Raw genomic sequence first — 23,521 nt, 5'->3', positions numbered from 1 at the left:
CAATCTGCGCACACTTAACACGCACCGAGGCAAGGCGAGGAGTGCCCAGAGATTACTGGAGGAACTCTCCGCAGGCTTCAGTGAGGTAGTCGCCGGCGACTCCGCCCTCTTCGCCGAGGCTGATAGCGGTCATCTGGATGCCCCACCACACGCGCGGCGAACCGCCCCACTGTTGGCGGAACTCCTCGCGACGACCGGGATCTTCGGCGAGGTCGTCGGCGGCCAGGCCGATGCGGTCCTGGGCATCATCGGCGGTGCAGCGCTTCTCGTCATCCGGGCCCTTCGGGTCGAGCTCGGGGATGTCTTCGTCATCGACGGTCTTGAGGGTGTAAGCCGAGTTGCCGATCTCTTCGACCTCGAAGGTGCCGTGGATGAGCAGGAACGGGGAGGCACCGTCGTCGACGTTCTTCGAGTCGACGGTGACGCTGACGCTGTCGGGGCTGTCGGCGGTCACGGTCGTCTCGCCGGAGTCGGGGACTTCCGGGTTGCCGGTGTGCACGTAGACCTTGAGGTAGGCCTCGGTCTTCTTCTCGGCCGCCTCGGCGAGGCCCTGCCACAGCGGGTCGGTGTCCTTCGCCCCACCTGGCGAGGAATCGACGATGGACACCTTCGGTGCATCGTCTGGCGTCTCGATCGGGGTGACCTCCTCCTTGCTCACCGAAGGGCGCGGCTGGGGTCGGGTCTCATCGGGAGTCGACACGCAGGCCGTTGTCGTGGCCAGCAGTGCTGCGGCGGACAGCAGGGCAAGGGGGCGAAGTCGCATGGTTCCTCGAGGTATCTTCAGCGTCCAAGTGGTGTCGCTTCCAGCGTAATGCGCGGGACGGTCCGAGCCCGGGTGGACGCGCGGCGAGGCGGTGAAAGCAGCGCGGGTGCGAGACTTCTGCGCCGGGGTGCGACGCACTGACCCTGACGTCACAGGCCGGCCGCCCAACCGCGGCGCCCGACCCTGCTGCCTCAGCCGCGGCGCGCTGCGGCGATGAGTTCGCGCAGGCTCTGCCGCTGGCCGCCCGCGGCATCGAAGTTCGCTTCGTCGAGCCACTGCTCATACGCCGATCGCAGCGCCGGCCATTCGCTGTCGATGATCGAGAACCACGCGGTGTCGCGGTTGCGGTCCTTGTACACGAGGTGCTGTCGGAACACTCCTTCGAAGGTGAACCCGAAGCGTTCGGCGGCCGCTTTCGACGGGGCGTTCGCGTCATCGCACTTCCACTCGAAGCGTCGGAAACCGGAGGCGAAGGCGAGATCGGCGCAGAGGAAGAGCGCCTCGGTGGCTGCTCGCGTCCGCCGCAGCGCCGGACCCCAGAGGATGTGCCCGATCTCCATGACTCCGTTGGCGGTGTCGATGCGCATCAGTGCCTGCCGCCCCTCGGCTCGACCGGTGGATCGGTCCACGACGGCGAAGAAGAGGGGATCGGACGACGTGGCCGCCTCGGCGATCCAGGTATCGAAGTCGCTGCGTTCGGTCTGCGGAGACTGCGGCAGGTAGCGGAACCGCTCCTCGATCCCGTCGGCAACTGAGACCGCAGCGAACAGATCATCGTCGTGGACGGCAGGATCCAGGGGTTCGAGATCGACGTAATGACCGTGGATGGGCTCTCGCCGAGGCGGCTGTGCACCTGTGAAATTCGTGAGGTCGTCGTTCATGGCTGGGTCCTCGTCATCGGGGTTCGGGTGGGTTTCGTGTGTCCGTGTCTGTGGTTGGGCAGGTGTGACTGTGCTCGGAGTGGGTTCAGTCTTCGCTGCCGTCGAAGCCGGTGGACAGCTCGCGCAGAAGTCCGGCGAGCTTGCGGCTGCCGGCGGAGGTGAGGCCGCTGAGGATCTCGCGCTCCTTCACGAGCAGGTCCGCCAGGGCGGAGTCGACGGTGGCGCGGCCGCTGTCGGTGAGGTGGACGAGCACTCCGCGGCGATCACCCGGATCGGGGCGACGCTCGACCCATCCGCGGGCCACGAGGCGGTCGATGCGATTGGTCATGGTGCCGCTCGTGACAAGCGTCTCCTGCAACAGGGTCGAGGGGGAGAGCTGATAGGGCTCACCGGCCCGGCGGAGGGCGGAGAGCACGTCGAAGGCCCATCCCTCGATTCCGTAATCGGAGAAGCTCGCCTTCCGTGCCAGGTCCAACTGCCTGGCCAGCCGCGAGACTCGGGAGAGGATCTCCATCGGGGAGACGTCGAGATCCGGACGCTCACGTCGCCAGGCTGCGACTATTCGATCCACTTCGTCCATGAATCGATTTTACGTCCATATCAAGAATCTTGAGCGCAAAGATACTTTTTGACGAGAGATTCCTTACTCTCAGGGTCCGTTTAACCTGCAGGTTTGGATGGACGGGTGCGTTTGGGAATATGGTTGTCCTTGGTTGTTGCATCCGTCAACGAACCTGCAGGGGCCAACCACCCGGCAGCAGAAACGAAGGAAAACACGTGGATCTTTTCGAGTATCAAGCACGTGACCTGTTCGAGAAGCACGGAGTGCCCGTGCTCAAGGCCCAGGTCGCGACGACGCCAGAAGCAGCGAAGAAGGCAGCCGAAGATCTTGGCGGCGGTGTCGTCGTCGTCAAGTCGCAGGTCAAGATCGGCGGCCGTGGAAAGGCCGGCGGCGTCAAGGTCGCCAAGAACCCCGATGAGGCCGAGGCTCGCGCCAAGGACATCCTGGGACTCGACATCAAGGGCCACATCACCGAAAAGGTGATGATCGCCGAGGGTGCCGACATTGCTGAGGAGTACTACTTCTCCGTCCTCCTCGATCGGTCCAACCGCACCTATCTGGCCATGTGCTCGAAGGAAGGCGGCATGGAGATCGAGCAGCTGGCCGTGGAACGTCCGGAAGCGCTCGCCAAGATCCCCGTCTCCGCCATCGACGGCATCAACGATGCCAAGGCAGCAGAGATCGCCGAGGCGGCCGGCTTCGATGCCGACACCGCCGCGAAGGTCGCCCCCGTGCTGACCAGCCTGTGGACCGTCTTCGAGAAGGAAGACGCTACCCTGGTCGAGGTCAACCCGCTGGTCAAGACCGGTGCCGGCGACATCATCGCCCTCGACGGCAAGGTCTCGCTCGACGACAACGCCGACTTCCGCCAGAAGGAGCACGAGGAGCTGCGCGACATCAGCGCAGAGAACCCGCTGGAGCTCAAGGCCAAGAAGCTCGACCTCAACTACGTCAAGCTCGACGGTGAGGTCGGAATCATCGGCAACGGCGCAGGACTGGTCATGTCGACCCTCGACGTCGTCGCCTACGCAGGTGAGAACCACAACGGCGTCAAGCCCGCGAACTTCCTCGACATCGGAGGCGGCGCCTCGGCTGAGGTCATGGCCAATGGACTCGACGTCATCCTCGGCGATGATCAGGTGAAGTCCGTCTTCGTCAACGTCTTCGGCGGAATCACTGCCTGTGACGCCGTGGCCGACGGCATCGTCAAGGCCCTCGAGATCCTCGGCGACCAGGCCACAAAGCCGCTCGTCGTCCGCCTCGACGGCAACAACGTGGAAGAGGGACGCGCCATCCTCCAGAAGGCCGCGCACCCGCTCGTCACGCTCACTGACACGATGGACGGTGGAGCCGACAAGGCCGCCGAACTGGCTGCTGCCAAGTAAGGAAAGGTCTTTACAACAATGTCTATCTTCCTGAATTCCGATTCGAAGATCATCGTCCAGGGCATCACTGGCGGAGAGGGCTCGAAGCACACCGCCCGCATGCTCGCAGCCGGATCGAACGTCGTCGGCGGTGTCAACGCCCGCAAGGCCGGCACCACTGTGAAGCACAACGACCAGGCCGGCAACGAGGTCGAACTCCCCGTCTTCGGGTCCGTCGCCGAGGCGATGGAAGCCACCGGTGCCGACGTGTCCGTGGCCTTCGTGCCGCCGGCGTTCTCCAAGGACGCCGCGATCGAGGCCATCGACGCCAAGATCGGTCTGCTCGTCATCATCACCGAGGGCATCCCGGTGCAGGACTCGGCAGAGGTCTGGGCCCGTGCGCAGGCGGCCGGAAACGCCACCCGCATCATCGGACCCAACTGTCCGGGCATCATCACCCCCGGTGAGTCGCTGGCCGGCATCATCCCGGCCAACATCACGAAGAAGGGCAAGCTGGGCCTCGTCTCGAAGTCCGGCACCCTGACCTACCAGATGATGTACGAACTGCGTGACCTCGGCTTCTCGACCGCCATCGGCATCGGCGGAGACCCGGTCATCGGCACCACGCACATCGATGCGCTCGAAGCATTCGAGGCCGACCCGGAGACCGAAGCCATCGTCATGATCGGCGAGATCGGCGGAGACGCCGAAGAGCGCGCAGCAGCCTTCATCAAGGAGAACGTGACGAAGCCGGTCGTCGGCTACGTCGCAGGCTTCACCGCTCCCGAGGGCAAGACCATGGGCCACGCAGGCGCCATCGTCTCCGGCTCCTCGGGAACCGCTCAGGCCAAGAAGGAAGCCCTCGAAGCTGCAGGCGTCAAGGTCGGCAAGACCCCGACCGAGACCGCCGAGCTCATGCGCGGACTCCTCGGCTGAGTCGAGCACTCCCGCATCGGGTGAGCGCCTGACCGGCACTGATCCGAACCACACTGCGGCCCGCCTCCACAAACGGAGGCGGGCCGCAGTGCGTCTCGGTCGGTTGGGGCGGCGCAGAGCCCTGCAACTGGTTCAAAGTGTGATTGCCGCGCACGAATGATCTGCGTATGCATTTTGAAGCCGTTATTGCCCGCAGGAGGGGCGTCTGAAGCTCCGTTGACATCGCGCGGACCGTCGTGTCAGGGCCCCGCGGAGGGTCTAGGCTGGGATCGTGAACTCTCAGACATCTGATCAGACAGCGCAGTCGACGAACCCCGCGGACCTTCTCCCCGACACCGGCACCGCAGCCCCACCTGTCGACCCCAGCCCCGAGGCGCACCCGCGCAACTTCGGGTCCGATAACTGGGCCGGGGTCCACCCCGAGGTCATCACGGCCATTGCCGAGGCCAACGTCGGCCATACGCCCGGCTACGGCGGAGATCCGTGGACACAGCGCTTCCACGACATTATGGCCCACCACTTCGGGCCCGAGGCTCAGGCGTTTCCTGTCTTCAACGGCACCGGCGCGAACGTGCTCGCCCTGCAGTCGGCGCTGCCGCGGTGGGCGGCGGTGATCACGGCCGCCTCGGCGCATATCAACTACGACGAGACCGGCGCCCCGGAGAAGGTCGGCGGGCTCAAGATCATCGGTGCTGCCACCGAGAACGGCAAACTCACCCCCGAGACGGTCAAGGGTGCGATCATCGGCCGCGGCAGCGAACACAATGCGCAGTCGTTGGCCGTGTCGATCTCCCAATCGACCGAATGGGGCACGACCTACACCCCGGACGAGATCGCGGCGATCGCGTCCACCGCGCACGAGAACGACATGATCCTCCACATCGACGGATCCCGACTCGGCAACGCGGCCGCCCACCTCGGCGTCGGCCTCGGCGACATCACGACCGCGGCCGGAGTCGACATCGTCAGCCTCGGCGGAACGAAGAATGGCTTGCTCGGCGCCGAGGCGGTCGTCGTCCTCAACCCGGAGATCGGCCAGGGACTGCGGTTCCTGCGCAAGATGAACCTGCAGCTGGCCTCGAAGATGCGCTACCTCTCCGCCCAGCTGAACGCCCTGTACGAAGGGGACCTGTGGCGAACCTCCGCCACCCGGTCGAACGAGATGGCTCAGTATCTCAATGAGAGACTCGCCGAGGTGGCCGGCAGCGGCCGTGTCCCCGGACTGGAGATCGTGCAGAAGGTCGAGTCGAACGTCGTGTTCGTCCGCATGCCCGCCGAGGTGGCCGCTCGCGCCCGGCAGAAATTCGCCTTCGCGGACTGGCCCTTGGAGAAGGACATCGTCCGCCTCATGTGCGCCTTCGACACGACGGCCGAAGACGTCGACGCCCTCGTCGCCGCCATCGCAGGGGACTGAAAGACCTCAGGCGCGGCGCTGGGAGTCCTTCGCCGCAGGCTACTTCTTCTTCCGGCGATCGACCTTGACGGAGACGACGGGGACGTCGGAGTCGAGGATGATGCGCTGGGCCGTCGAGCCCATGATGAGCTTACCCACGGGGGAGCGGCGGCGTGATCCGATGACGATCATGCGGGTGTCGGCGGTCGCCTCGGCCAGCGCCAGAAGCTCTTCGACGGGGTCATTGCCGCGGAGGAACTGAAGGATCTCGTGGGAGACCTCGGAAGACTTCAGCGTCTCCTTGAGTTCCTCGATGTCTTTGCTGGTGGCGACGCCGCGCTCGTCGGGAGTCTCACCGATTCCGGCATTGAGCACGACGAGGACATCGTCGAATGCGCGGGCCTGCTCGATGCCGAATTCGACAGCGGCCTTGCCTTCGGGCGAGGGGGAATAACCGACGAGGATTGTCATGATCTCTCCTGGTGCGACATTGGACGAAGCTCTCTCAATTAGTAGCATATCCGCGCTGTTCGGACGGGCGGCAGCTCACTCTGCGACGGGGGAAACGGGGAGCTTCGACTGAGATCTTCCTCACCTCACCAGGTACGGGATCGTCAGCCTCGAGCGACTTCTGCTCTGTAACCGCGCGTAAACCGTGCGAAAACCCCGCGGAATCGGGCCTCCGACCCCAAATCTCAATTACTGACTGAATCGTCAGTTCGATTGACTCGGCAGTAAGGTGACCTGGGCGCTGCGTGCGCCGCGTACGAGTGAGAAAGAAGAAGCATTGACAGATCAGAATACGCATCTCGACCAGGCAGAAGCCGGTGAGACCCCAGCGCAGAAGAAGTCGGAATGGAAGACGGTCAAGGCCATCATGGCTGCCTCTTCGGGCAACCTCGTCGAATGGTTCGACTTCTACATCTACGCCTTCTTCAGCGTCTACTTCGCCGACCAGTTCTTCGTCGCTGACAACCAAGCACTGTCACTGATGCAGGCTGCCGGCGTCTTCTTCGTCGGCTTCCTCATGCGTCCCATCGGCGGCTACATCTTCGGTCGCGCCGCCGACCGCCTCGGGCGCAAGAACTCGATGCTCATCTCCATTCTGCTCATGTGCGCCGGTTCGCTGATGATGGCTCTGCTGCCCACGAGTGCGGTCGTCGGCTCCTGGGCCGCGATCCTGCTGCTCATCGTGCGCATGATCCAGGGGCTGGCCGTCGGCGGCGAGTACGGCGCCACCGCCACCTACATGTCCGAGGTCGCCACCGAAGGCAAACGCGGCTTCTACTCCTCCTTCCAGTACGTCACTCTCATCGGCGGCCAGCTGCTGGCCAGCCTGCTGGCCGTCATCATGACCCACACTCTGGGCACCGACCAGATCGAAGCCGGCTGGTGGCGACTGCCCTTCGCCATCGGCGCTGCCGCCGCGATCGTCTCCCTGTGGCTGCGCCGCGGACTCGAGGAGACGACCTCGGCGGACACCCGCAAGGACGAGAACTCCGGCAGCTTCCGCGAAGTGCTGCGCCACCCGCGCGCCTTCTTCGTCGTCCTCGGCATCACCAGCGTCGGATCGCTCGTCTTCTATGTCTTCACCACTTACATGCAGAAGTTCCTGCTGCTGCAGAACGAAGGCACCCCGGGCGAAGCCGTGTTCAACAAAGGCTCCATCGCTGACCTCATGACAATCTGCCTGCTCATCTTCGTCGTCATGCAGCCCATCGCGGGCAAGATCTCGGACAAGATCGGCCGTAAAAACAACATGCTCATCTTCGTCATCGGCATGATCGCGCTGCCCATCCCGCTGCTCGGCATGATCGGCAAGGCCGATTCCGTCCTCACTGCAGGCATCCTCATCGTCATCGCCATGGCGTTCATCAGCATGTACACCTCGATCTCCGGAATCGTGAAGGCCGAGATGTTCCCGGCCCACATCCGCGGAATCGGCGTCGGCTTCACCTATGCGGTCGGCAACTCGCTGTTCGGCGGCTCCGCCGAATACGTCGCGCTGTGGTTCCGCAACGCAGGAATCGGCACCTGGTTCGCCGTCTACGTCGTCGTCATCGCGATCGTCGGCTTCGTCGCCGTGGCTTTCATGCACGACAACCGCAAACACTCAACGATCGACAACGCCGATTCCTCGGCGTACAAACGCATCGGCAGCTGAGTGACAGACGGCTGATCCCATCACCGAGGCGGCTTACCCGGTCCACTGATCCCATCGCCGAGGTGGCCCACCCCGACCGTGAACGACGAGTGCCCCTGAACGCTGAGTTCTGGGGCACTCGTCATTCATAGATCTCGCCGCCTCGGCCGAGCCGCCTCGGCCGAGCCGCCTTGCCGGGTCGACCACTAGGTGATGTGGGAATAATTGGAAAGATGTTGGAATGTGATTGACGGTGCGTGAATAGAGTCCTAAGATCGTTCAAACCAACAGATAACCACGTGGTTATTCGTCCGTATGACGATGAGCCGCGCGAAGGGAAAGGCCGGACGTGTTCGCTGAAGAACGGCAACGACGCATCGCTGAGCTCGTCAGCGAAGCGGGCCGGGTCAATGTCACCGATCTGGCCGCCGATTTCGACATCACGACGGAAACCGTTCGACGCGACCTCGCCGCCCTCGAAAAGGCCGGAGCCCTCCAGCGCGTCCACGGGGGAGCGGTGCCTTGCCGTCCCCACAGCCTCGAAGAGCCGGCCTTCGACGACCGCGAGATCCACAACCTCGATGAGAAGACAGCGATCGCCCGGTCAGCGCTGAGCCTGCTGGAGGAGACGATGAGCATCTCCGTGGACGGCGGCACGACCTGTGCGGCCTTCGCTCGCGCGATCGCCGACGAAGCCCATGGCCGCCTCGTCGCCGGACAGGCACCGCGACAACTGCGCGTCATCACGAACTCCCTGTCCGCCATCGACAGCCTGGCCGGAGCGCCCGGCGTCGACATCTTCGTCCTCCCCGGCCGGTTCCGACCGGTCACCCGGGCCATGGTCGGACCGCAGACGATCACGGCCATCGAGGGCCATCGAGTGGATCTCGCGGTGCTCGGCACCAATGGACTCACCGGCGACGGCGTCTCCACGCCCGACCATGACGAGGCGGCGACGAAGTCAGCGTTCGTGCACTCCGGACGCAGGGTCGCCGTGCTCGCCGACTCAGCGAAGTTCGATGCCATCTCTCTGGTGCGGTTCGCGGAACTCGACCAGATCGATGTCCTCATCACCGATGACGCGCCGGAAGAGTCGTTGTCGGCCGATCTGGAGACTGCGGAAGTCGAGGTCGTCACTCCATGATCCTCACCCTCACCGCCAACCCCAGCCTCGATCGGACCATCGAAGTGCCCGGCCCCGTTCTCCGCGGCCAGGTGCAGCGCGCCGTCTGGGCCGGACAGCAGCCCGGCGGCAAGGGAGTCAACGTCTCCCGTGCCGTGGCGGCCTCCGACCGTGACACCCTGGCGGTCCTGCCCGGAGACATCGACGACCCGGTGCTCACCGGACTCGACGCGACCGGACTGGCTCATCGCTCCGTTCCCACCGGCACGCCGCTGCGGTCCAATATCACCGTCACCGAACCCGACGGCACGACGACGAAGATCAACGAACCAGGCTCGCCTCTGAGCCCGCAGGCTCAGGACGAACTGCTCGATCTCGTGGCCGAGCAGGCAGTCGGTGCGAGCTGGGTCGTCCTGGCCGGTTCGCTGCCTCCAGGAGTCGACGATGACTTCTACGCCCGCGCGATCAAACGTATCCGCCAGCTTGATCGTCCGCCGCTGATCGCCGTCGACACCTCCGGTGCTCCTCTGACTGCGGCCCTGATGGCCTCACCAGATCTCATCAAACCCAACGCCGAAGAACTCGCCGAGCTCCTCAACGCCGCCGGCCTCCTGCACGCCTCCGGTCTCCGGGACGATTCTGACCCACGTGTCGCCGTCGAATCCCTCGGCACCGCCGAACTGCAGACGATCGCCGACCGCCTCGAGTCCTCACCGCAGCTCACGGCTCGCGCCACATCGACCCTGCTCAACGCGCGCGGCCCCCGCCCGCGGTCGATCCTTGCGACCTTGGGCGCCGGCGGCGCAGTGCTCGCCCAGCCGGACGCTGCCTGGCATGCCCAGCATCCGCCTACGGACGTCGTGAGCACCGTGGGCGCGGGCGACTCCACCCTCGCCGGGTACCTGCTGGGTCTGACCGACGGCCGTGAACCCGATGCGGCTCTGGCGCGAGCCGTCGCCTACGGATCCGCAGCCGCCCGGCTGCGCGGCACCGGAGTGCCGAGCCCGGCGGACGCCCGGACCGACGCGGTGACCGTGACGTCACTGGAGACATCCGCAGCACCGCTGACAGGTAGTCCCACAGCACATACAGACACGCATACCGACGACACTTCCCACCGACATGAGGGCACAGCCCCCGAAGCCGAGGAGGCACGATGACATCGCTCATCACAACAGACCTGGTGGTCCTCGACGCGGATCAGGGGACGGCGTCGTCCGCTGTCATCCGCGCTCTGGCCGCCACGATCGCCGAACAGGGCCGCGCGAACTCCGCAGACGGATTGGCGGACGCGGCGATCGCCCGCGAAGAGAAGACCCCGACCGGCGTTCCCGGCGGCATCGCCATCCCGCACGCCCGCACCGAGGCGGTCACCGAACCCAGCCTCGCAATGGCGCGACTGAACCCGCCGGTCGACTTCGGTGCCAAGGACGGCCCCGCCGACCTCGTGTTCATGATCGCCGCCCCCGAGGGCGCCGGGAAGGACCACCTCAAGCTCCTGTCGAAACTCGCGCGGTCACTGGTGAAGAAGGACTTCGTCGCCTCCCTGCGCGCGGCGACGACCGAGCAGGAAGTCGTCGACCTCGTCGAAACCGCCCTCGGCCTACGCGAGACGCCCGAAGAGCAGACCAGCACCGAGGCGGCCCCTACCGGCGCACCCACCACCGGTGCCGCTGGGGCCCCCACCGAATCCGCCTCATCCTCGACCGACCACCCCCGCCGCGTCGTCGCCGTCACGGCCTGCCCGACGGGAATCGCCCACACCTATATGGCCGCCGACGCCCTCGTCCAGGCCGGAGCCGAGATGGGCATCGACGTCGTCACCGAGACTCAGGGCTCGAGCGGCACGACTCCGCTCGACCAGTCCGTCATCGATGCCGCCGATGCCGTCGTCTTCGCTGTCGACGTCGACGTCCGCGACAAGCCGCGGTTCGCCGGCAAACCCTATGTGCAGGTGCCGGTGAAGGCCGGAATCGATGATCCTCAGGGTCTCATTCGCAAGGCCCTCGCCGAGGCGGACGCCCCCAACGGCCGCAGGCTGACCGCCGCTCACGCCGCCGACGACTCCTCCGAAACACAGTCCGGCTCTCGCGAAAGCATCGGTGCCCACCTCAAACGCGTGCTGCTGACCGGTGTCAGCTACATGATCCCCTTCGTCGCCGCCGGCGGACTGCTCATGGCACTGGGGTTCCTCCTCGGCGGATTCGACATCCCCGACTACGCCGAGGACATCGTCCTGGGCAACTCCCTGTGGAACCTGCCCACCGAATACGGTGACCTGGCACTCGGACCCGTCGGCGCCTACCTGGGCGCCGTGGCCTTCCAGATCGGCAACCTGTCGATGAGCTTCCTCGTCGCCGCCCTGGCCGGATACATCGCCTACGGCATCGCCGACCGCCCCGGAATCGCTCCCGGCTTCACCGTCGGCGCCGTCGCCGTGCTCATGGGCGCCGGGTTCATCGGGGGCATCATCGGCGGACTCCTCGCCGGCTATATCGCCCACTGGATCGGCTCCTTCGCCGCACCGAGGTGGCTGCGCGGACTCATGCCCGTCGTGATCATCCCGCTGGTGGCCTCCCTCGTCTCCTCGGGCCTGATGTTCATGGTCCTCGGCGGACCGATCAGCGCTCTGACCAAGGGCCTCGACAGCTGGCTGAGCTCCATGACCGGAACCGCCGCCGTCGTCCTCGGGCTCATCCTCGGCGCGATGATGGCCGTCGACCTGGGCGGGCCCGTCAACAAGGTTGCCTACTCGTTCGCCGTCGCCGGCCTCGCCGCAGGCTCCGTCGACAACCCCGTGCCGTGGGAGATCATGGCCACGGTGATGGCCGCCGGAATGGTTCCGCCCCTGGCCATGGCGCTGGCCACCGCCGTCCGCCCACGCATCTTCTCCCAGGCGGAGAAGGAGAACGGAAAGGCCGCCTGGCTGCTCGGCGCCGCGTTCATCTCCGAAGGCGCGATTCCCTTCGCCGCCTCCGATCCGCTGCGCGTGATCCCTGCCTCGGTCGTCGGTGCCGGCGTCACGGGCGGCATGACGATGGCCTTCTCTGTCACCAGCCAGGCCCCGCACGGCGGCGTGTTCGTCTTCTTCGCCATCGACTCGTTCCTGCTGTTCCTGCTCTCCGTCGTCGTCGGCACGATCATCAGCGCCGTGCTGGTGCTCGCGCTCAAGATCCTCGTCCGCAAGGGCGGAGCGGCAGGCCTCGCCGAGGCGGCCGACCGGTCCGCACCGGCGACGACCGCAGCCGCGTCGACCGGTTCGACCACCGGATCCGGTTCGGCCGGTGAGGGTCAGCAGGCCGAACCGGTATCGTCGAACGCTGACGCCACACGAGTCTGACCGCTCTCACCGACGAGGCAAGACAGGAAGGAATGGGGATGTCCGCAGAGTTCTCAGGCATCGGAGTCGTACCCGGACGGGTCATCGCCCCGGCGCTGACCATGCCCGACCCCGTGTCCGCACCCGTGGCGAAGCCCGCCCCGGCTGATCCTGAAGCGGAGGCGAACAGGATCCGAGAGGCCTCGGCCGCCGTCCACGCCGAACTGCGTGAGCGCGCCGAATCCGTCACCGGGGACGCCCGCGACGTGCTCAAGGCCACCGCCCTCATGGCCAAGGACCCCACTCTGGTGAAGACGGCGATCAGACGCCTGCCTGAGACCGATGCGGAGACCGCGATCTGGACGGTGGCCGCGGAGACCGCTGCACAGCTGGAGAAGCTCGGCGGCTATATGGCCGAACGCGCAGCCGACGTCCTCGATGTCCGCGCCCGCCTCGTCGCCCATCTGCGTGGAGTGCCGGCCCCCGGCATTCCACACGCGGCCGAGCCCTTCGTGCTCATCGCCACGGATCTCGCTCCCGCCGACACCGCAACTCTGGATCCTGAGCTGGTCGTCGGACTCGTCTGCGCAGAGGGTGGACCGCAGAGCCATACGGCCATCCTCGCCAGGTCGTTGGGCATTCCCGCCGTGGTCGCAGCCGCCGGCGTCCGCGAGATCACCGACCACACACCCGTCTTCGTCGACGGCGGTGCCGGAGTCCTGTGCACCGAACCCGGTGCGTTGGAGACCGGTCTCGTCGAGGCATGGGCGGAGACGGCTGGCCGTCTGCAGTCGTTCACCGGACCCTGTCTCTTGAGCGACGGCACCCGGATTCCACTGCGTGCGAATGTCGGCGACGGCGCTCAGGCACGGGCAGCGGCAGCCGCCGGTGCCGAAGGCGTCGGTCTGCTGCGCACCGAGTTCTGCTTCCTCGATCGTGACACCGAACCCAGCGTCGAGGAGCAGGCCGAGGCCTATGGGCAGGTGTTCGCAGCCTTCGATGATCACAAGGTCGTCGTGCGCACCCTCGACGCCGGAGCCGACAAGCCTCTGCCGTTCCTCACCGACGCCGATGAACCGAACCCGGCCCTGGGCGTACGCGGATTCCGGACCAGTCGCCGGGCTCAGGGCGTCCTCGAACGTCAGCTCGAGGCGATCGCGCTCGCCGCCTCAAGGCATGCGGTGACCGTCCACGTCATGGCTCCGATGATCGCCACCGCCGAGGAGGCCCGACAGTTCGCAGACCTCGTTCGTGCGGCAGGACTCCCCACCGCCGGTGTCATGGTTGAGGTCCCCTCGGCGGCGCTGCAGGCGGCCACGATCCTCGAGGAAGTCGAGTTCGCGTCCATCGGCACGAATGATCTCACCCAGTACGTCATGGCCTCCGACCGCATGCTCGGCGGTCTGGCCGAACTCAGCGACTCGTGGCAGCCGGCAGTCCTGCAGCTGATCGGGATGGCCGCCGCGCAAGGAGCTGCGGCGGAGAAGTCCGTGGGCGTGTGCGGAGAGGCTGCGGCCGATCCGGCATTGGCCGTCGTGCTCGTCGGCCTCGGAGTCACCAGCCTGTCCATGGCGCCCCGAGCTCTGCCTGCCGTCGCCGAGGTGCTGTCCGGTGTCACCCTGGAGCGGGCACAGCAGATCGCCCGCAGCGCACTTGCGGCACGCAGCCCGAGCGAGGCGAAGGCCATAGTCCGTGCCGAGCTGCCGATCCTCGACGAGCTCGGCCTGTGAGCCCGGACGTCAGGGGAGTGGCCCCGTGACGTACTCAGCACCACCGCAGACACCACCAACAGGAAATGCCGAGACACCGGTCCGGCCGAACCGCGGCCGGTCTGATCAGGAAGGACAACTCATGGCAGAGACCATCGCAACAGTCGGAAGCACCGTCGGCCTGCACGCCCGTCCAGCAGCACTGCTGGCCGAGGCTGCCGCAGACTATGACCTCGAGATCACCATCGCCCTGGAGGGCGAACCGGCCGAGGACGCCCTCGATGCGGCCAGCGTGCTCTCCCTCATGGGCCTCGGCGCGGAATACGGTCAGAAGGTCGTTCTGCGCGCCGAGGGTGACGGAGCCGATGAAGCACTGGCCAACCTCAAGCAGCTCATCGAGACCGACCACGACGCCGAAGGCTGAGCGGCACACCCTCGAGGAGGCGGCGACCGGTCCGCTCAGTTTAGACTGATCGAATGTCCGCCTCCCTGCTGCCCTCTGACTCTGCCGCCGCCCACCGCAGCCGGGGTCTGCTGGCGGTATTCCCTCAGCTGAGCGACTTGCCCGGCCTGCCGCAGGCGCGGATGCTCATCGACTACGTCATCGGTCGCCGCTGCGGAGCCCTCGACGTCTCGGGTCGTGACACCGAAGGCACCTTCGTCGCCGCCGAACTCTCAGCCGAGGTCCCCGAGAACCTCATCCTCGTCGACGACGCGCACGGTCTGCAGGCGACCCTGCTCAGCCGGCTGACTCAGGTATGCACATACAACGACCGGCTCGACGAGGCACGGACCTTGGCCGCAGCGGTCGAGTCCCTGGCCGGAGCCGGCGAATCCGCCGGAGAGGCCGGAGAGGCCAGTGCCGAAGCGGCCCCCGTGCTGGCGGTGAGCGAGCTCAATGAGATCGCGGGACTGGCCGAACTCGGCGTAGGGGAGACGTGGGCAGTCGTCAACGCTCCGAAGGCGATGAATGCGCTCACCGAGACGATCGCGGTACTGCAGCCGTTGGCGAGCACCATCATCGTCATCGGCCGCAGCGATGCGATGAGCCGGGGCGTCAACAAGGAGCTCGCCCGCGGATTCGGCCGAGTCGATGTCTCTCCCGGGGTCGGCAAGCACCGGATGATCATCGGCAGCCGCCCCCTGTCCTCTCCGAGCCTGCCGGAATTCCCACGCCGTGGGGCGATCACCCAAGGCGGTGTCGGTGAGCTCGAAGTCCGCGCACATGGGGCCTGCTTTTCCGGGACGAAGAGCGATGAGGGCTCGGAGCTGCTCATCGACTCACTGCTGAGACTGCTCCCAGGCGGGGCGCCGGAATCTGTGCTCGACCTCGGCTGCGGCAACGGCTGGCTGCTCACCGCAGCCATGCGGGCCTCGGGGGCGAATACGGGGCTCGGCGTCGATGTGTCGAAGGCGGCGGTCGCCTCGGCGAGGGCCACAGCGGAGGCGAACGGAGTCGGAGTCGATATCATCCTCGGTGATGCCGCAGATCCGGGAGAACCGGCGCTCGCGAACTTAGGCGAATTCGATGTCATCCTGCTCAATCCGCCGTTCCATCAGGGAACGGCCATCGAGACCGAGACGGCCGCGGCGCTCATGGCCACGGCCGCCGAGCATCTGGCGCCGGGCGGGCAGGTGCTCACGGTGTTCAATTCGCATCTGCGCTACCGGGATCGTCTCGAATCGATCATCGGACCGAGTCGGCAGCTGGCCCGGAACAAGAAGTTCACTGTCATCGCCAGCCGCCGCGACTGAGATCTCTCACCAGCTGTGCGATCGGGTCGGCAGGTGGCCGTCCCGATCGCACAACTTCACCGACGATTGCGGCGATAGATCCGCCAGGTGCTCACCTGATCCCAGACGGTGATGATCCAGATCGCGATGACCGTGATGATCTGCTGGAAGTCGGCGTTCCCGGTGTTCGTGAGCTCGGAGTGGAGGACCGGCTGAGTCAGCAGCGCGATGGTGAGGAAGACGGCCATGGCGATGTCGACGATCCCGCCGATGATGGCCACGGTCGGTTTCGCCGAGGCGGTCGTGAACTTGATGACCTCGACTGCGGCCATGAGCGCGAGGAACGCCCAGTAGCCGAGCAGCCAGCCGACGCCGAGGTCGGGGTTGACGAACGTCTCCCCATCGTTGAGGTGGCCGACGTAGAGCAGAGAGGTCGGGATGAGCGGGACCATTGCCAGGGCGACGATGAAGACCAGCCCGAGCCCCGCCTCGGCGCGGATCTGCTTGCTGCGGGAATCACGTCGGTCGAGATCATCGATCGTCCACGTGCCCGGTTTCCGCTTCCGGAGCGAATCGGCTGCGCCGCCGTCCATTCCGCGATCGCCGAGGCCGATGATGATCGTGATGACCGCGAAGGCGGTCAGCAGCGCTGTGACGGTGCTGCCGACGGTCTTGCCGATCAGTTCGCCGATCTGGACGTCGGGAGAGGTAGCGAGAGTGACCACGACATTCGTGAGAATGGCGAGCAGACCGACGGCCGGCAGGATCCAGCGCAGCGCCCAGATATAGAGCGGGTAGGAATTCGGGCCGATGAGGTGCTGCGGTGAGTTCGAGTACTCCCGCGACAGCGCGACGGGATCGCCGAGCTCTTCGAGGACTTCGCGTTCGACGGTCGCCGTGTGATCCGGGGACGAATCCGCATCCTCGCCGAGGCGGGCGTCGACCATGTCGTCGATCGTGGCGGTGATTTCGGCGGCGATGTCGGGCCGGGAGTCTTCGGGGAGGTGGCGGGTGACGTTGTCGACGTAGATTTCGGTGAGCGCACTCATGGTGTGCCGTCCTTCCAGAGCTTGGTGATGCTGGAGTTGAGTTCGAGCCAGTGGCTGTGCAGTGCGGCGGCGACTTCGGCGCCGCTGTCGGTGAGTGTGTAGTACTTGCGGGGGCGGGCTTGTTCGGTGTTCCAAACCGATGTGAGCAGGCCCTGTTTCTCGAGCCGCCGCAGGAGGGGATAGAGGGTGTTGGCTTCGGTGGCGATGCCTGCTTCGGTCAGCGTCGTCAGCAGCGAGTAGCCGTACTGCGGCCGTCGACAGGCGACGAGGCTGGCGAAGACCACGGTGCCGCGTCGCAGCTCCTGTTCGTGGGTGGCCAGTGCCTTGTCTTCATCCCCGTTCATGCATCACACAATAGTGTGTGTCACACACTATTACAAGAGGCGGGGTATTCTTTGCTGCGGCACGGCGCGCGGCACGGTTTAGGGTCAGCAGCTCACGTTGGAACATGGGCTATTCGCCTCAACCTGGGCTTTCCGGCACACGAGTAGCGCGAGCATCGGTAGGTAGTCTTGCCTCATGAGTTTGAGGAAGTGGGTGCTCTTCGATATCGGGGGAGTGCTGGAGGTCGTTGATGATGACACCTGGGGACAGCTTTTCGTTCGCCGGTGGCAGGAGCGCTCTGGATTCTCAGCGGAGGAGTATCGGGCGCGCATTCTGGCGGCGGACTTGCCGGTCATCGACCGTAGAGCGGACACGCGGGACGAGTACTGGTCGAAGCTGGGTCGAGCGCTCGAGATGGATTCGAACCTGATCGAGGCTATGCAGGCCGAGATGTGGCACGAATACTGCGGGAGTCTCAATACAGAGTTGTTTGAGTATGCAGCTGCGCTGCGGCCACGCGCCGGTGTGGCGATTCTGTCGAACTCAGTGGACGGGGCGCGGCGCGAGGAAGAACGGCGGTTCGGGTTCAGTGAAGTCTTTGACCCGATTCTCTACAGTCACGAGACCGGTCTGCTCAAGCCGGAACCGGAGGCCTATGAGAATGCGCTTGAGCGGATGGCTGCGGACGCCGGAGACGTGTTCTTCATTGATGACCACGAAGTCTGTGCTGAAGGCGCCCGTGCCGTCGGCATGGATGCGATCGTGCACCGTGACAATCGGTCGACGATTGATGAGATCGAGCAGTTTCTTCTTTAGGCGGCTTGACTGAACAGGAGTGAATGAAATGGCGAACAACAGTGCTTTGGCTGGTTTCATCCTCGGGCTGGCAGTGTCTGCTGGGGTGTTGATGCTGTTGTTTCCTGGGCTTCTTGAAGGGCCTGAGGCATGGCAGGTGTGGGTAGCTTGGATGGCTGCCGGATGTGCCATCGCCTGCGCGCTCGGGACGGTATTGTCTCGAGCCCGCGGGCGATGATCGAAGCGCATCCTCTTCAGGCTTTTGCCACGGATCCCGGCTGATCTGAATCGGCCGAGTCAACGGCGAGTTCGGAAAGCTGGGTGCGGAGGCCCTTTGTTGCCACGGCTGGGATGACGGCTCCGATGACGAGCCGGATCGTGTCGAGGGTGATCGCGTGCCCGTTGAGCCGAGTAGGTCAACGTCAGTCCGTCAGGTCGAGCATTGGTGTCGGCCGACGGAATCCCCGTGTGACGAAAGCGAGGTATCCGACTCCGAGAACCAGCCAGATGGCGCCGATGAGAAGAGTCCGCGGAGACAGGCTCGTCCACAGCCACAGGGTCAGACAGAACCCGATTCCCGGTAGAACGATCGAACTGAGAACAGCACGTGAACCGCGATTCTTCTCGTCGATGATGAAGTGCTTGATAACCGACAGATTCACTGCTGAGAACGCGATCAGAGCACCGAAGCTGACCATCTCCGATATGAATGCGAGGTCGACGGCGAGCGCAAGCAGAGAGACTGCGCCGACAGTCAGAGTTGCAATCGTGGGTGTGTGAAAGCGCGGTGACAAGCGGCCGAAGTAGCTTTTCGGGAGCACACCGTCGCGACCCATCGCGAAGAGAATGCGTGAGACTGATGCCTGCGAGGTCAGAGCCGAGCCGCATGCTCCGGCGACATAGGCGGCGGTGAAGAAGGCGGTGAGGAATTCGCCGCCGGCCGCCGCCATGACGTCAAGCGCGCCTGAATCGACATCGGCGAACTGATTCGACGGGTAGACCAGCTGAGCCAGGTACGACAGAACAATGTAGATGAGGCCGCCGGTGACAGTGGCGATGACGATCGCGCGGGGAACTGCTCTCTTCGCGTCCTTGGCCTCCTCGGACAAAGTCGAGACCGCATCGAAGCCGAGGAAAGACAGACACAGAATCGCTGCGCCGGCCATGACATTGTCGAATCCGGGTGCAGAACCGTCACCAGTGAACGGCGCCGCTAGGTCGACAGAACCGGATCCGGTGAATGAGGCGATGCCGAGCGCAGCGAAGACAACGATGAAAATAGCTTGGGCAGCGATGATGACGATGTTGGCCCGTGCAACGGAGACGATTCCGATGACGTTGAGGACGGTGACGAGAACAATGGCAGAGACGACGAAGACCCAAGCCGGAATCATGGGGAATGCTGCGCTGAGGTAGATGCCGATGACCAGATAGTTGATCATCGGCAGGAACAGATAGTCGAGAAGCAGTGCCCAGCCGGCAACGAAGCCGATTCCTGCTCCGAAGCTCTTCTGCGTGTACGTGTATGCCGAACCGGCGAAAGGCATCGCGGCGGCCATCTTCGCGTATGACCTGGCGGTGAACACCATTGCCAGCAGGGTGATGACATATGCGGCTGGGACGCGGCCCCCGGTGACCTGGGTGACGATTCCGTAAGTCGTGAAGACTGTCAGCGGAACCATATAGACGAGGCCGAAGAAGACGAGTGAAGGCACTCCGAGCGCACGCTTCAGGTGGGTCTCGGCGGAGTCTTGAGTGGTGACACTGTGGTTGGAATGGGACATCATTGTCCTTTCGATTCAGTCCGCTGAGTAGACGGCCGCGCCGCGCAGGTATGTGCGGCGAACAGGGGCATCAGACAGTTCTTGGGGGAGAAGTGTTCGAGGATCCGAATCGAGAACGATGAAGTCGGCGCTCGCGCCCGGACGGATCACTCCCCACTCGTCGGGTCTTTGGTCTGCAAATGCTTGGTGGGCAACCGCAGCCGAATAAGCGTCGAGAGAGCGTTCGACGTCGAGGATCTCTTCGGGAGTCCACCCGCCGTCGGGCTCACCGTCATCGGTCTGTCTGCTCACGGCAACGGCGAGACCCTCGAGCGGCGCCCCTGAAGTGCAGGGCCAGTCCGAACCGAACGCAAGGTGCCCGCCGCTGTCGAGGACGCTGCGCATCCGATATTGCGCCACGGCGCGTTCTCTGCCGATCCGGGGGACGGTGAGTACTGTCATGAGGTCATCGAGCTGAGCCCACAAAGGCTGCATATTCGCGATGACGCCGAGTTCAGCAAAGCGGGACAGGTCGGCAGAGTCGATGATCTGGGCATGTGCGATCACCGGCCGTCGATCACGGGCTTCGTTGTTCCGGATTGTGTACTCGATGGCATCCAATGCTTGTCGAACGGCCGCGTCGCCGATGGCGTGGATGTGGATCTGAAAACCTGCCGCGTCGACTTCGCGAACCGCCTCTGCCAGCGAATCTCCTTCCCAGACTCGCATGCCGTGGTTGTGAAGGGAGGAGCAGTAGGGCTCGATGAGCGCACCGGTTTCGTTCTCGATGACTCCGTCGGCGAAGAACTTCACGGTCTGAGCGGTCAGGAACGGATCCGAAAGTTCCTCGATCCTTCGGCGCGCAGAAAGCATTTCGGGCAGCTGTTGCGTGAAGCGGCGGGGATCGGCGTAGAACGCGAGGTTGAATCGCAGTTTGAGCCGATCCTGCTGAGAGGCGGACGCATAGGTCTCGACATCGGCTGGCTCCACCCAAGCGTCCTGGACCCAAGTGACGCCTCGAGCCAGGTAATAGTCGGCTGCCCGATCGAGAGCGCGAAGTCGGACGGAATCGTGGTGTGGCGGACGAACGGCGTCGATCAGATCAATTGCACCCCATTCACGCAGAGTGCCCAGCGGTGAGCCGTCGTCTCGGCGAGGAATCTCGCCTATCTGCGGCTCCGGGGTTGCCGCGGTGATTCCCGCGAGTTCCAATGCTCGAGAATTGCACCACACGGTGTGGTAGTCCCAAGCGCGAAGGACGACCGGTCGGTCGGACACGGCTCTGTCAAGCCATTCGGCGTCGAAGAGGCCGTCGCCTACGAGGCTGCCGTCATATGAGGCACCAGTGATCCAGTCGTCGTCGGGATGAGCCTCGGCGTACCGTTTCACTTCAGCGATGATCTCTTCGACGCTCGTGCACGATCTCACCTGTGGGCCCTCTGCTTCCATGCCACCGAAGATCGGATGAGCATGGCCGTCGCCGAAGGACGGCATGAGGAACCCGCCGTCGAGATCGATGGACTCAAACTCTGCGCCGTCGTGGCTCGAAACTTGATCGAGGACGGCCGCCACCGCATGTGAACCAGAGGCAACGACAGTGCCATCTTGAACTACAAGGGAATCCTCAGTTTGGGCGCCGGCGCCCAACCAGATGGTGCCGTTGTGGAAGTGCTGTGTCGTCAAGACTGCCGTCCTCCTGCTCCATTGCTTGTGGCCGGCCGCGCCGGCGTTTACACGAACAGTGTTCGTATGTGACTGGGAACACGATACACTGCTCGAAAGATGTAGGGAAGTGCGAAATTGAGAGCGAGCATTCTGTGAGATTGAATCAGGATCGGCTGGTTGATGCCGCGCTCGCGCTTGTCGACGACCTCGGCGAAGAGTCATTGTCGATGCGAACTCTGGCGGCTCGCGTCGACAGGCAGGTGTCCTCTCTGTACAACCATGTCTCCGGCCGAGGTGAACTCATCGAATTGATGCGCGCCCGTATTGTGGCTGGAATCGACGTTCAAGTATTTTCTGGGATCGAGGAATCGTCGGAGAGCGTGCCGTGGGACAGAGCTCTGGAGCTGTGGGCCCGGACGTATCTCAGAGCCTTCGCCGACCACCCGAACCTCATCCGATTGCTGGCCACGACCTCGATTCGAGACCTCTCAACGTATGAAATGTATGACTCAGTGATCGGTGGACTTCGTCGAGGGGGATGGCCGCAGGGTCAGACCGTGGCGGTGATGCGGTCCGTTGAAGCCTATGTCCTCGGTTCCGCTCTGGACATCGTCGCTCCAGTCGACCTCATCACTCAGGAATCGGCCGGAGACAGATTTGCGGAGATTCGAGGTGCGCTGGATCCTCGATTCGGCGAGAACTCGTCAGCGGTGGCGTCCTTCGAGTTTGGGCTGACTAGTCTGATCCAAGGTCTGAAGCATCGGCTTGAGGCCGTGTCGTGAGTCAAACGGCAAGGCTCGATGTCACACTCGACTCGTTCTGGGTGCGGGTCCGCAGCTGCATCCCAGACCTGCCGAAGGCGATGCCTGAAGCATGGGCCTTCGGCGCGACTCCCGAGCATGCGGACGACCTCCTCGCTCTCGTGCTGGCTGGGACCAAGACAGGCACCGCCTCGGCGCTATGGGACATCGAAGCCGATGACGAATCCGTACCCGAGGTGGGTGAATTGAGCATCATCCTAGACGGCCGAGGCCGGCCGAGAGCCCTTATCGAAACCACGGCGATCGACATCGTTCCGTTCTGCGAGGTGACCGCCGAGCATGCCCATTCGGAAGGGGAAGGCGACCGAACCCTGGCCGCCTGGCGCGAGATCCATGAGCGCTTTTGGCAAGAGCATGGCCGGCGCGGATTCGCGCCCGAGATGCCGGTCGTCTGCGAACGCTTCCGGTTGCTGTTCGACGTAGAAGACGATGGGTTCTTCAGCATCTCCGGCGACGAATCACAGGGGGCGAGCAGATGAACGAAGCCGAATACTGGGACCTCATCCACACGGAACGCGCGCGCCTGGCCGACCTGCTCTCCACGCTCGAACCGGAGCAGTGGGCGCTCGCCACTCTGTGTGCAGACTGGACGGTCGAGCAGGTCGTCGCCCACCTGACAGCCGCAGCCAACACCGGGAAGTGGGCCTGGATCCGCAGCATCGTTCGGGCGGGATTCGATCCTGCCAAACACAATGCGCGACTGCTCGAGCGCCGCCTCGGTGGCTCACCTGAGGAGACCCTTGCGAAGTTCCACAGCTCGATCCCACTGACTATCGCGCCGACCAAAGACTTCCCGGCCTTCCTGGGTGAAGTCATCGTCCACGGCCAGGACATCGCACGACCACTGGAACTCGACCTGACCCCTGGCGCCGAGGCGACCGTCGAGGTGGCCCGATACTTCGCCTCTAAGGACTTCGCAGTGAACTCGAAGACCCTGGTCAGAGGGCTGAAGCTCAGTGCTGTCGACGCCGACTTCGAATCCGGAAGCGGGCCGGAGGTGACCGGTCGTGTCCTCGACCTCGTCCTGGCTATGGCCGGTCGACCGGAATCACTGACAGAGCTGACGGGCAGCGGAGTCACCGAACTCCGGCGACGGATGAACTGAAACCTCAGCGGTCAGAGTGCTGCGACGCTTTTGCCGGGCCATCCCTGACGACGAGATGAACGTCGCCGTGTG

Annotated in this window: 22 protein-coding genes; 14 read left to right on the top strand and 8 right to left on the bottom strand. The window is 64.7% G+C overall.

Annotated features, from left to right (window positions below; translation table 11 throughout):
* Positions 1–52: 52 nt before the first annotated feature.
* The 3 genes from AC239G_RS13265 to AC239G_RS13255 form a co-directional block, all read right to left on the bottom strand.
* On the bottom strand, positions 53–763 hold the full coding sequence (locus tag AC239G_RS13265) for a hypothetical protein (protein ID WP_172171087.1): 711 nt from the start codon (positions 761–763) through the stop codon (positions 53–55).
* A gap of 191 nt (positions 764–954) precedes the next feature.
* Positions 955–1,644, bottom strand: coding sequence for a GNAT family N-acetyltransferase (locus AC239G_RS13260; protein WP_181271602.1), 690 nt, complete (start codon positions 1,642–1,644; stop codon positions 955–957).
* An 85-nt stretch (positions 1,645–1,729) separates the two neighbouring features.
* A complete protein-coding gene (locus AC239G_RS13255) occupies positions 1,730–2,224 on the bottom strand; it encodes a MarR family winged helix-turn-helix transcriptional regulator (protein WP_181271603.1) in 495 nt (164 codons plus the stop codon).
* A 197-nt stretch (positions 2,225–2,421) separates the two neighbouring features.
* On the opposite strand from AC239G_RS13255, the gene sucC reads away from it, so the two are divergent.
* The 3 genes from sucC to AC239G_RS13240 all read left to right on the top strand — a co-directional run bounded on the left by sucC (position 2,422) and on the right by AC239G_RS13240 (position 5,920).
* Positions 2,422–3,591 (top strand): ADP-forming succinate--CoA ligase subunit beta, encoded by a 1,170-nt coding sequence (gene sucC, locus AC239G_RS13250; protein ID WP_139908545.1) that lies wholly within the window; start codon positions 2,422–2,424, stop codon positions 3,589–3,591.
* Between the two features lie 18 nt (positions 3,592–3,609).
* Entirely contained in the window at positions 3,610–4,506 is an 897-nt protein-coding gene (gene sucD / locus AC239G_RS13245) for a succinate--CoA ligase subunit alpha (protein ID WP_139468939.1), read from the top strand.
* A 271-nt stretch (positions 4,507–4,777) separates the two neighbouring features.
* Positions 4,778–5,920: a threonine aldolase family protein gene (locus AC239G_RS13240; RefSeq protein ID WP_181271604.1), complete on the top strand. Its 1,143-nt coding sequence runs from the start codon at positions 4,778–4,780 to the stop codon at positions 5,918–5,920.
* A 39-nt stretch (positions 5,921–5,959) separates the two neighbouring features.
* On the opposite strand, the gene AC239G_RS13235 is transcribed toward AC239G_RS13240, so the two are convergent.
* Positions 5,960–6,370 carry a universal stress protein gene (locus tag AC239G_RS13235; protein WP_139468937.1) on the bottom strand — a complete coding sequence of 137 codons (411 nt, stop codon included), beginning with the start codon at positions 6,368–6,370 and terminating at the stop codon, positions 5,960–5,962.
* 316 nt (positions 6,371–6,686) lie between these two features.
* Between AC239G_RS13235 and AC239G_RS13230 the strand changes: the two genes are divergently transcribed.
* The 7 genes from AC239G_RS13230 (at position 6,687) to AC239G_RS13200 (ending at position 15,948) form a co-directional block, all read left to right on the top strand.
* Positions 6,687–8,063, top strand: a complete 1,377-nt coding sequence (locus tag AC239G_RS13230; protein ID WP_229664088.1) for an MFS transporter — start codon at positions 6,687–6,689, stop codon at positions 8,061–8,063.
* Between the two features lie 328 nt (positions 8,064–8,391).
* Positions 8,392–9,186: a DeoR/GlpR family DNA-binding transcription regulator gene (locus AC239G_RS13225; RefSeq protein ID WP_172171091.1), complete on the top strand. Its 795-nt coding sequence runs from the start codon at positions 8,392–8,394 to the stop codon at positions 9,184–9,186.
* Positions 9,183–10,325 carry a 1-phosphofructokinase family hexose kinase gene (locus AC239G_RS13220; RefSeq protein WP_181271605.1) on the top strand — a complete coding sequence of 381 codons (1,143 nt, stop codon included), beginning with the start codon at positions 9,183–9,185 and terminating at the stop codon, positions 10,323–10,325. Before AC239G_RS13225 ends, AC239G_RS13220 begins: the two co-directional genes overlap by 4 nt.
* Positions 10,322–12,505 carry a PTS fructose transporter subunit IIABC gene (locus tag AC239G_RS13215; RefSeq protein ID WP_487489035.1) on the top strand — a complete coding sequence of 728 codons (2,184 nt, stop codon included), beginning with the start codon at positions 10,322–10,324 and terminating at the stop codon, positions 12,503–12,505. Before AC239G_RS13220 ends, AC239G_RS13215 begins: the two co-directional genes overlap by 4 nt.
* Positions 12,506–12,543: 38 nt before the next feature.
* Complete coding sequence (gene ptsP / locus AC239G_RS13210) at positions 12,544–14,214, top strand: phosphoenolpyruvate--protein phosphotransferase (RefSeq protein ID WP_376906731.1); 1,671 nt, start codon at positions 12,544–12,546, stop codon at positions 14,212–14,214.
* A 121-nt stretch (positions 14,215–14,335) separates the two neighbouring features.
* Positions 14,336–14,617: an HPr family phosphocarrier protein gene (locus AC239G_RS13205; RefSeq protein ID WP_135808719.1), complete on the top strand. Its 282-nt coding sequence runs from the start codon at positions 14,336–14,338 to the stop codon at positions 14,615–14,617.
* Between the two features lie 53 nt (positions 14,618–14,670).
* Positions 14,671–15,948, top strand: coding sequence for a class I SAM-dependent methyltransferase (locus tag AC239G_RS13200; protein WP_181271608.1), 1,278 nt, complete (start codon positions 14,671–14,673; stop codon positions 15,946–15,948).
* Between the two features lie 56 nt (positions 15,949–16,004).
* Here AC239G_RS13200 and AC239G_RS13195 read toward each other — a convergent pair whose 3' ends face one another.
* Entirely contained in the window at positions 16,005–16,976 is a 972-nt protein-coding gene (locus AC239G_RS13195) for an HAAS signaling domain-containing protein (protein WP_487489034.1), read from the bottom strand.
* Positions 16,973–17,320 (bottom strand): PadR family transcriptional regulator, encoded by a 348-nt coding sequence (locus AC239G_RS13190; RefSeq protein ID WP_487489033.1) that lies wholly within the window; start codon positions 17,318–17,320, stop codon positions 16,973–16,975. Before AC239G_RS13190 ends, AC239G_RS13195 begins: the two co-directional genes overlap by 4 nt.
* Before the next feature lie 175 nt (positions 17,321–17,495).
* Here AC239G_RS13190 and AC239G_RS13185 point away from each other — a divergent pair, with 175 nt between their 5' ends.
* A complete protein-coding gene (locus tag AC239G_RS13185; RefSeq protein ID WP_248283997.1) occupies positions 17,496–18,116 on the top strand; it encodes an HAD-IA family hydrolase in 621 nt (206 codons plus the stop codon).
* A gap of 401 nt (positions 18,117–18,517) precedes the next feature.
* On the opposite strand, the gene AC239G_RS13180 is transcribed toward AC239G_RS13185, so the two are convergent.
* Entirely contained in the window at positions 18,518–19,879 is a 1,362-nt protein-coding gene (locus AC239G_RS13180; protein WP_139468928.1) for an APC family permease, read from the bottom strand.
* A 15-nt stretch (positions 19,880–19,894) separates the two neighbouring features.
* Positions 19,895–21,541, bottom strand: coding sequence for an amidohydrolase (locus AC239G_RS13175; RefSeq protein WP_218973647.1), 1,647 nt, complete (start codon positions 21,539–21,541; stop codon positions 19,895–19,897).
* 134 nt (positions 21,542–21,675) lie between these two features.
* On the opposite strand from AC239G_RS13175, the gene AC239G_RS13170 reads away from it, so the two are divergent.
* The 3 genes from AC239G_RS13170 (at position 21,676) to AC239G_RS13160 (ending at position 23,449) form a co-directional block, all read left to right on the top strand.
* The gene (locus AC239G_RS13170; RefSeq protein WP_139468926.1) at positions 21,676–22,305 is read left to right on the top strand and encodes a TetR/AcrR family transcriptional regulator; all 630 of its coding nucleotides are present in this window, start codon (positions 21,676–21,678) and stop codon (positions 22,303–22,305) included.
* A gap of 80 nt (positions 22,306–22,385) precedes the next feature.
* Positions 22,386–22,823 (top strand): ASCH domain-containing protein, encoded by a 438-nt coding sequence (locus tag AC239G_RS13165; protein ID WP_139468970.1) that lies wholly within the window; start codon positions 22,386–22,388, stop codon positions 22,821–22,823.
* Positions 22,820–23,449 (top strand): maleylpyruvate isomerase family mycothiol-dependent enzyme, encoded by a 630-nt coding sequence (locus tag AC239G_RS13160; RefSeq protein WP_139468925.1) that lies wholly within the window; start codon positions 22,820–22,822, stop codon positions 23,447–23,449. Before AC239G_RS13165 ends, AC239G_RS13160 begins: the two co-directional genes overlap by 4 nt.
* Positions 23,450–23,521 lie beyond the last annotated feature (72 nt).

This window comes from Brevibacterium sp. Lmc1 (genome assembly GCF_057654315.1).
This window is presented reverse-complemented; position numbering and strand designations above follow the sequence as displayed.

Bases quoted from the DNA above. Each gene is read 5' to 3' on its own strand.
- AC239G_RS13220 (WP_181271605.1), top strand. From the start codon at position 9,183: ATGATCCTCACCCTCACCGCCAACCCCAGCCTCGATCGGACCATCGAA.
- AC239G_RS13160 (WP_139468925.1), top strand. From the start codon at position 22,820: ATGAACGAAGCCGAATACTGGGACCTCATCCACACGGAACGCGCGCGC.
- AC239G_RS13215 (WP_487489035.1), top strand. From the start codon at position 10,322: ATGACATCGCTCATCACAACAGACCTGGTGGTCCTCGACGCGGATCAG.
- AC239G_RS13195 (WP_487489034.1), bottom strand. From the start codon at position 16,976: ATGAGTGCGCTCACCGAAATCTACGTCGACAACGTCACCCGCCACCTC.
- AC239G_RS13265 (WP_172171087.1), bottom strand. From the start codon at position 763: ATGCGACTTCGCCCCCTTGCCCTGCTGTCCGCCGCAGCACTGCTGGCC.
- AC239G_RS13255 (WP_181271603.1), bottom strand. From the start codon at position 2,224: ATGGACGAAGTGGATCGAATAGTCGCAGCCTGGCGACGTGAGCGTCCG.
- AC239G_RS13235 (WP_139468937.1), bottom strand. From the start codon at position 6,370: ATGACAATCCTCGTCGGTTATTCCCCCTCGCCCGAAGGCAAGGCCGCT.
- AC239G_RS13205 (WP_135808719.1), top strand. From the start codon at position 14,336: ATGGCAGAGACCATCGCAACAGTCGGAAGCACCGTCGGCCTGCACGCC.
- AC239G_RS13185 (WP_248283997.1), top strand. From the start codon at position 17,496: ATGAGTTTGAGGAAGTGGGTGCTCTTCGATATCGGGGGAGTGCTGGAG.
- sucD (WP_139468939.1), top strand. From the start codon at position 3,610: ATGTCTATCTTCCTGAATTCCGATTCGAAGATCATCGTCCAGGGCATC.
- ptsP (WP_376906731.1), top strand. From the start codon at position 12,544: ATGTCCGCAGAGTTCTCAGGCATCGGAGTCGTACCCGGACGGGTCATC.
- AC239G_RS13165 (WP_139468970.1), top strand. From the start codon at position 22,386: ATGCCTGAAGCATGGGCCTTCGGCGCGACTCCCGAGCATGCGGACGAC.
- AC239G_RS13200 (WP_181271608.1), top strand. From the start codon at position 14,671: ATGTCCGCCTCCCTGCTGCCCTCTGACTCTGCCGCCGCCCACCGCAGC.
- AC239G_RS13190 (WP_487489033.1), bottom strand. From the start codon at position 17,320: ATGAACGGGGATGAAGACAAGGCACTGGCCACCCACGAACAGGAGCTG.
- AC239G_RS13180 (WP_139468928.1), bottom strand. From the start codon at position 19,879: ATGTCCCATTCCAACCACAGTGTCACCACTCAAGACTCCGCCGAGACC.
- AC239G_RS13260 (WP_181271602.1), bottom strand. From the start codon at position 1,644: ATGAACGACGACCTCACGAATTTCACAGGTGCACAGCCGCCTCGGCGA.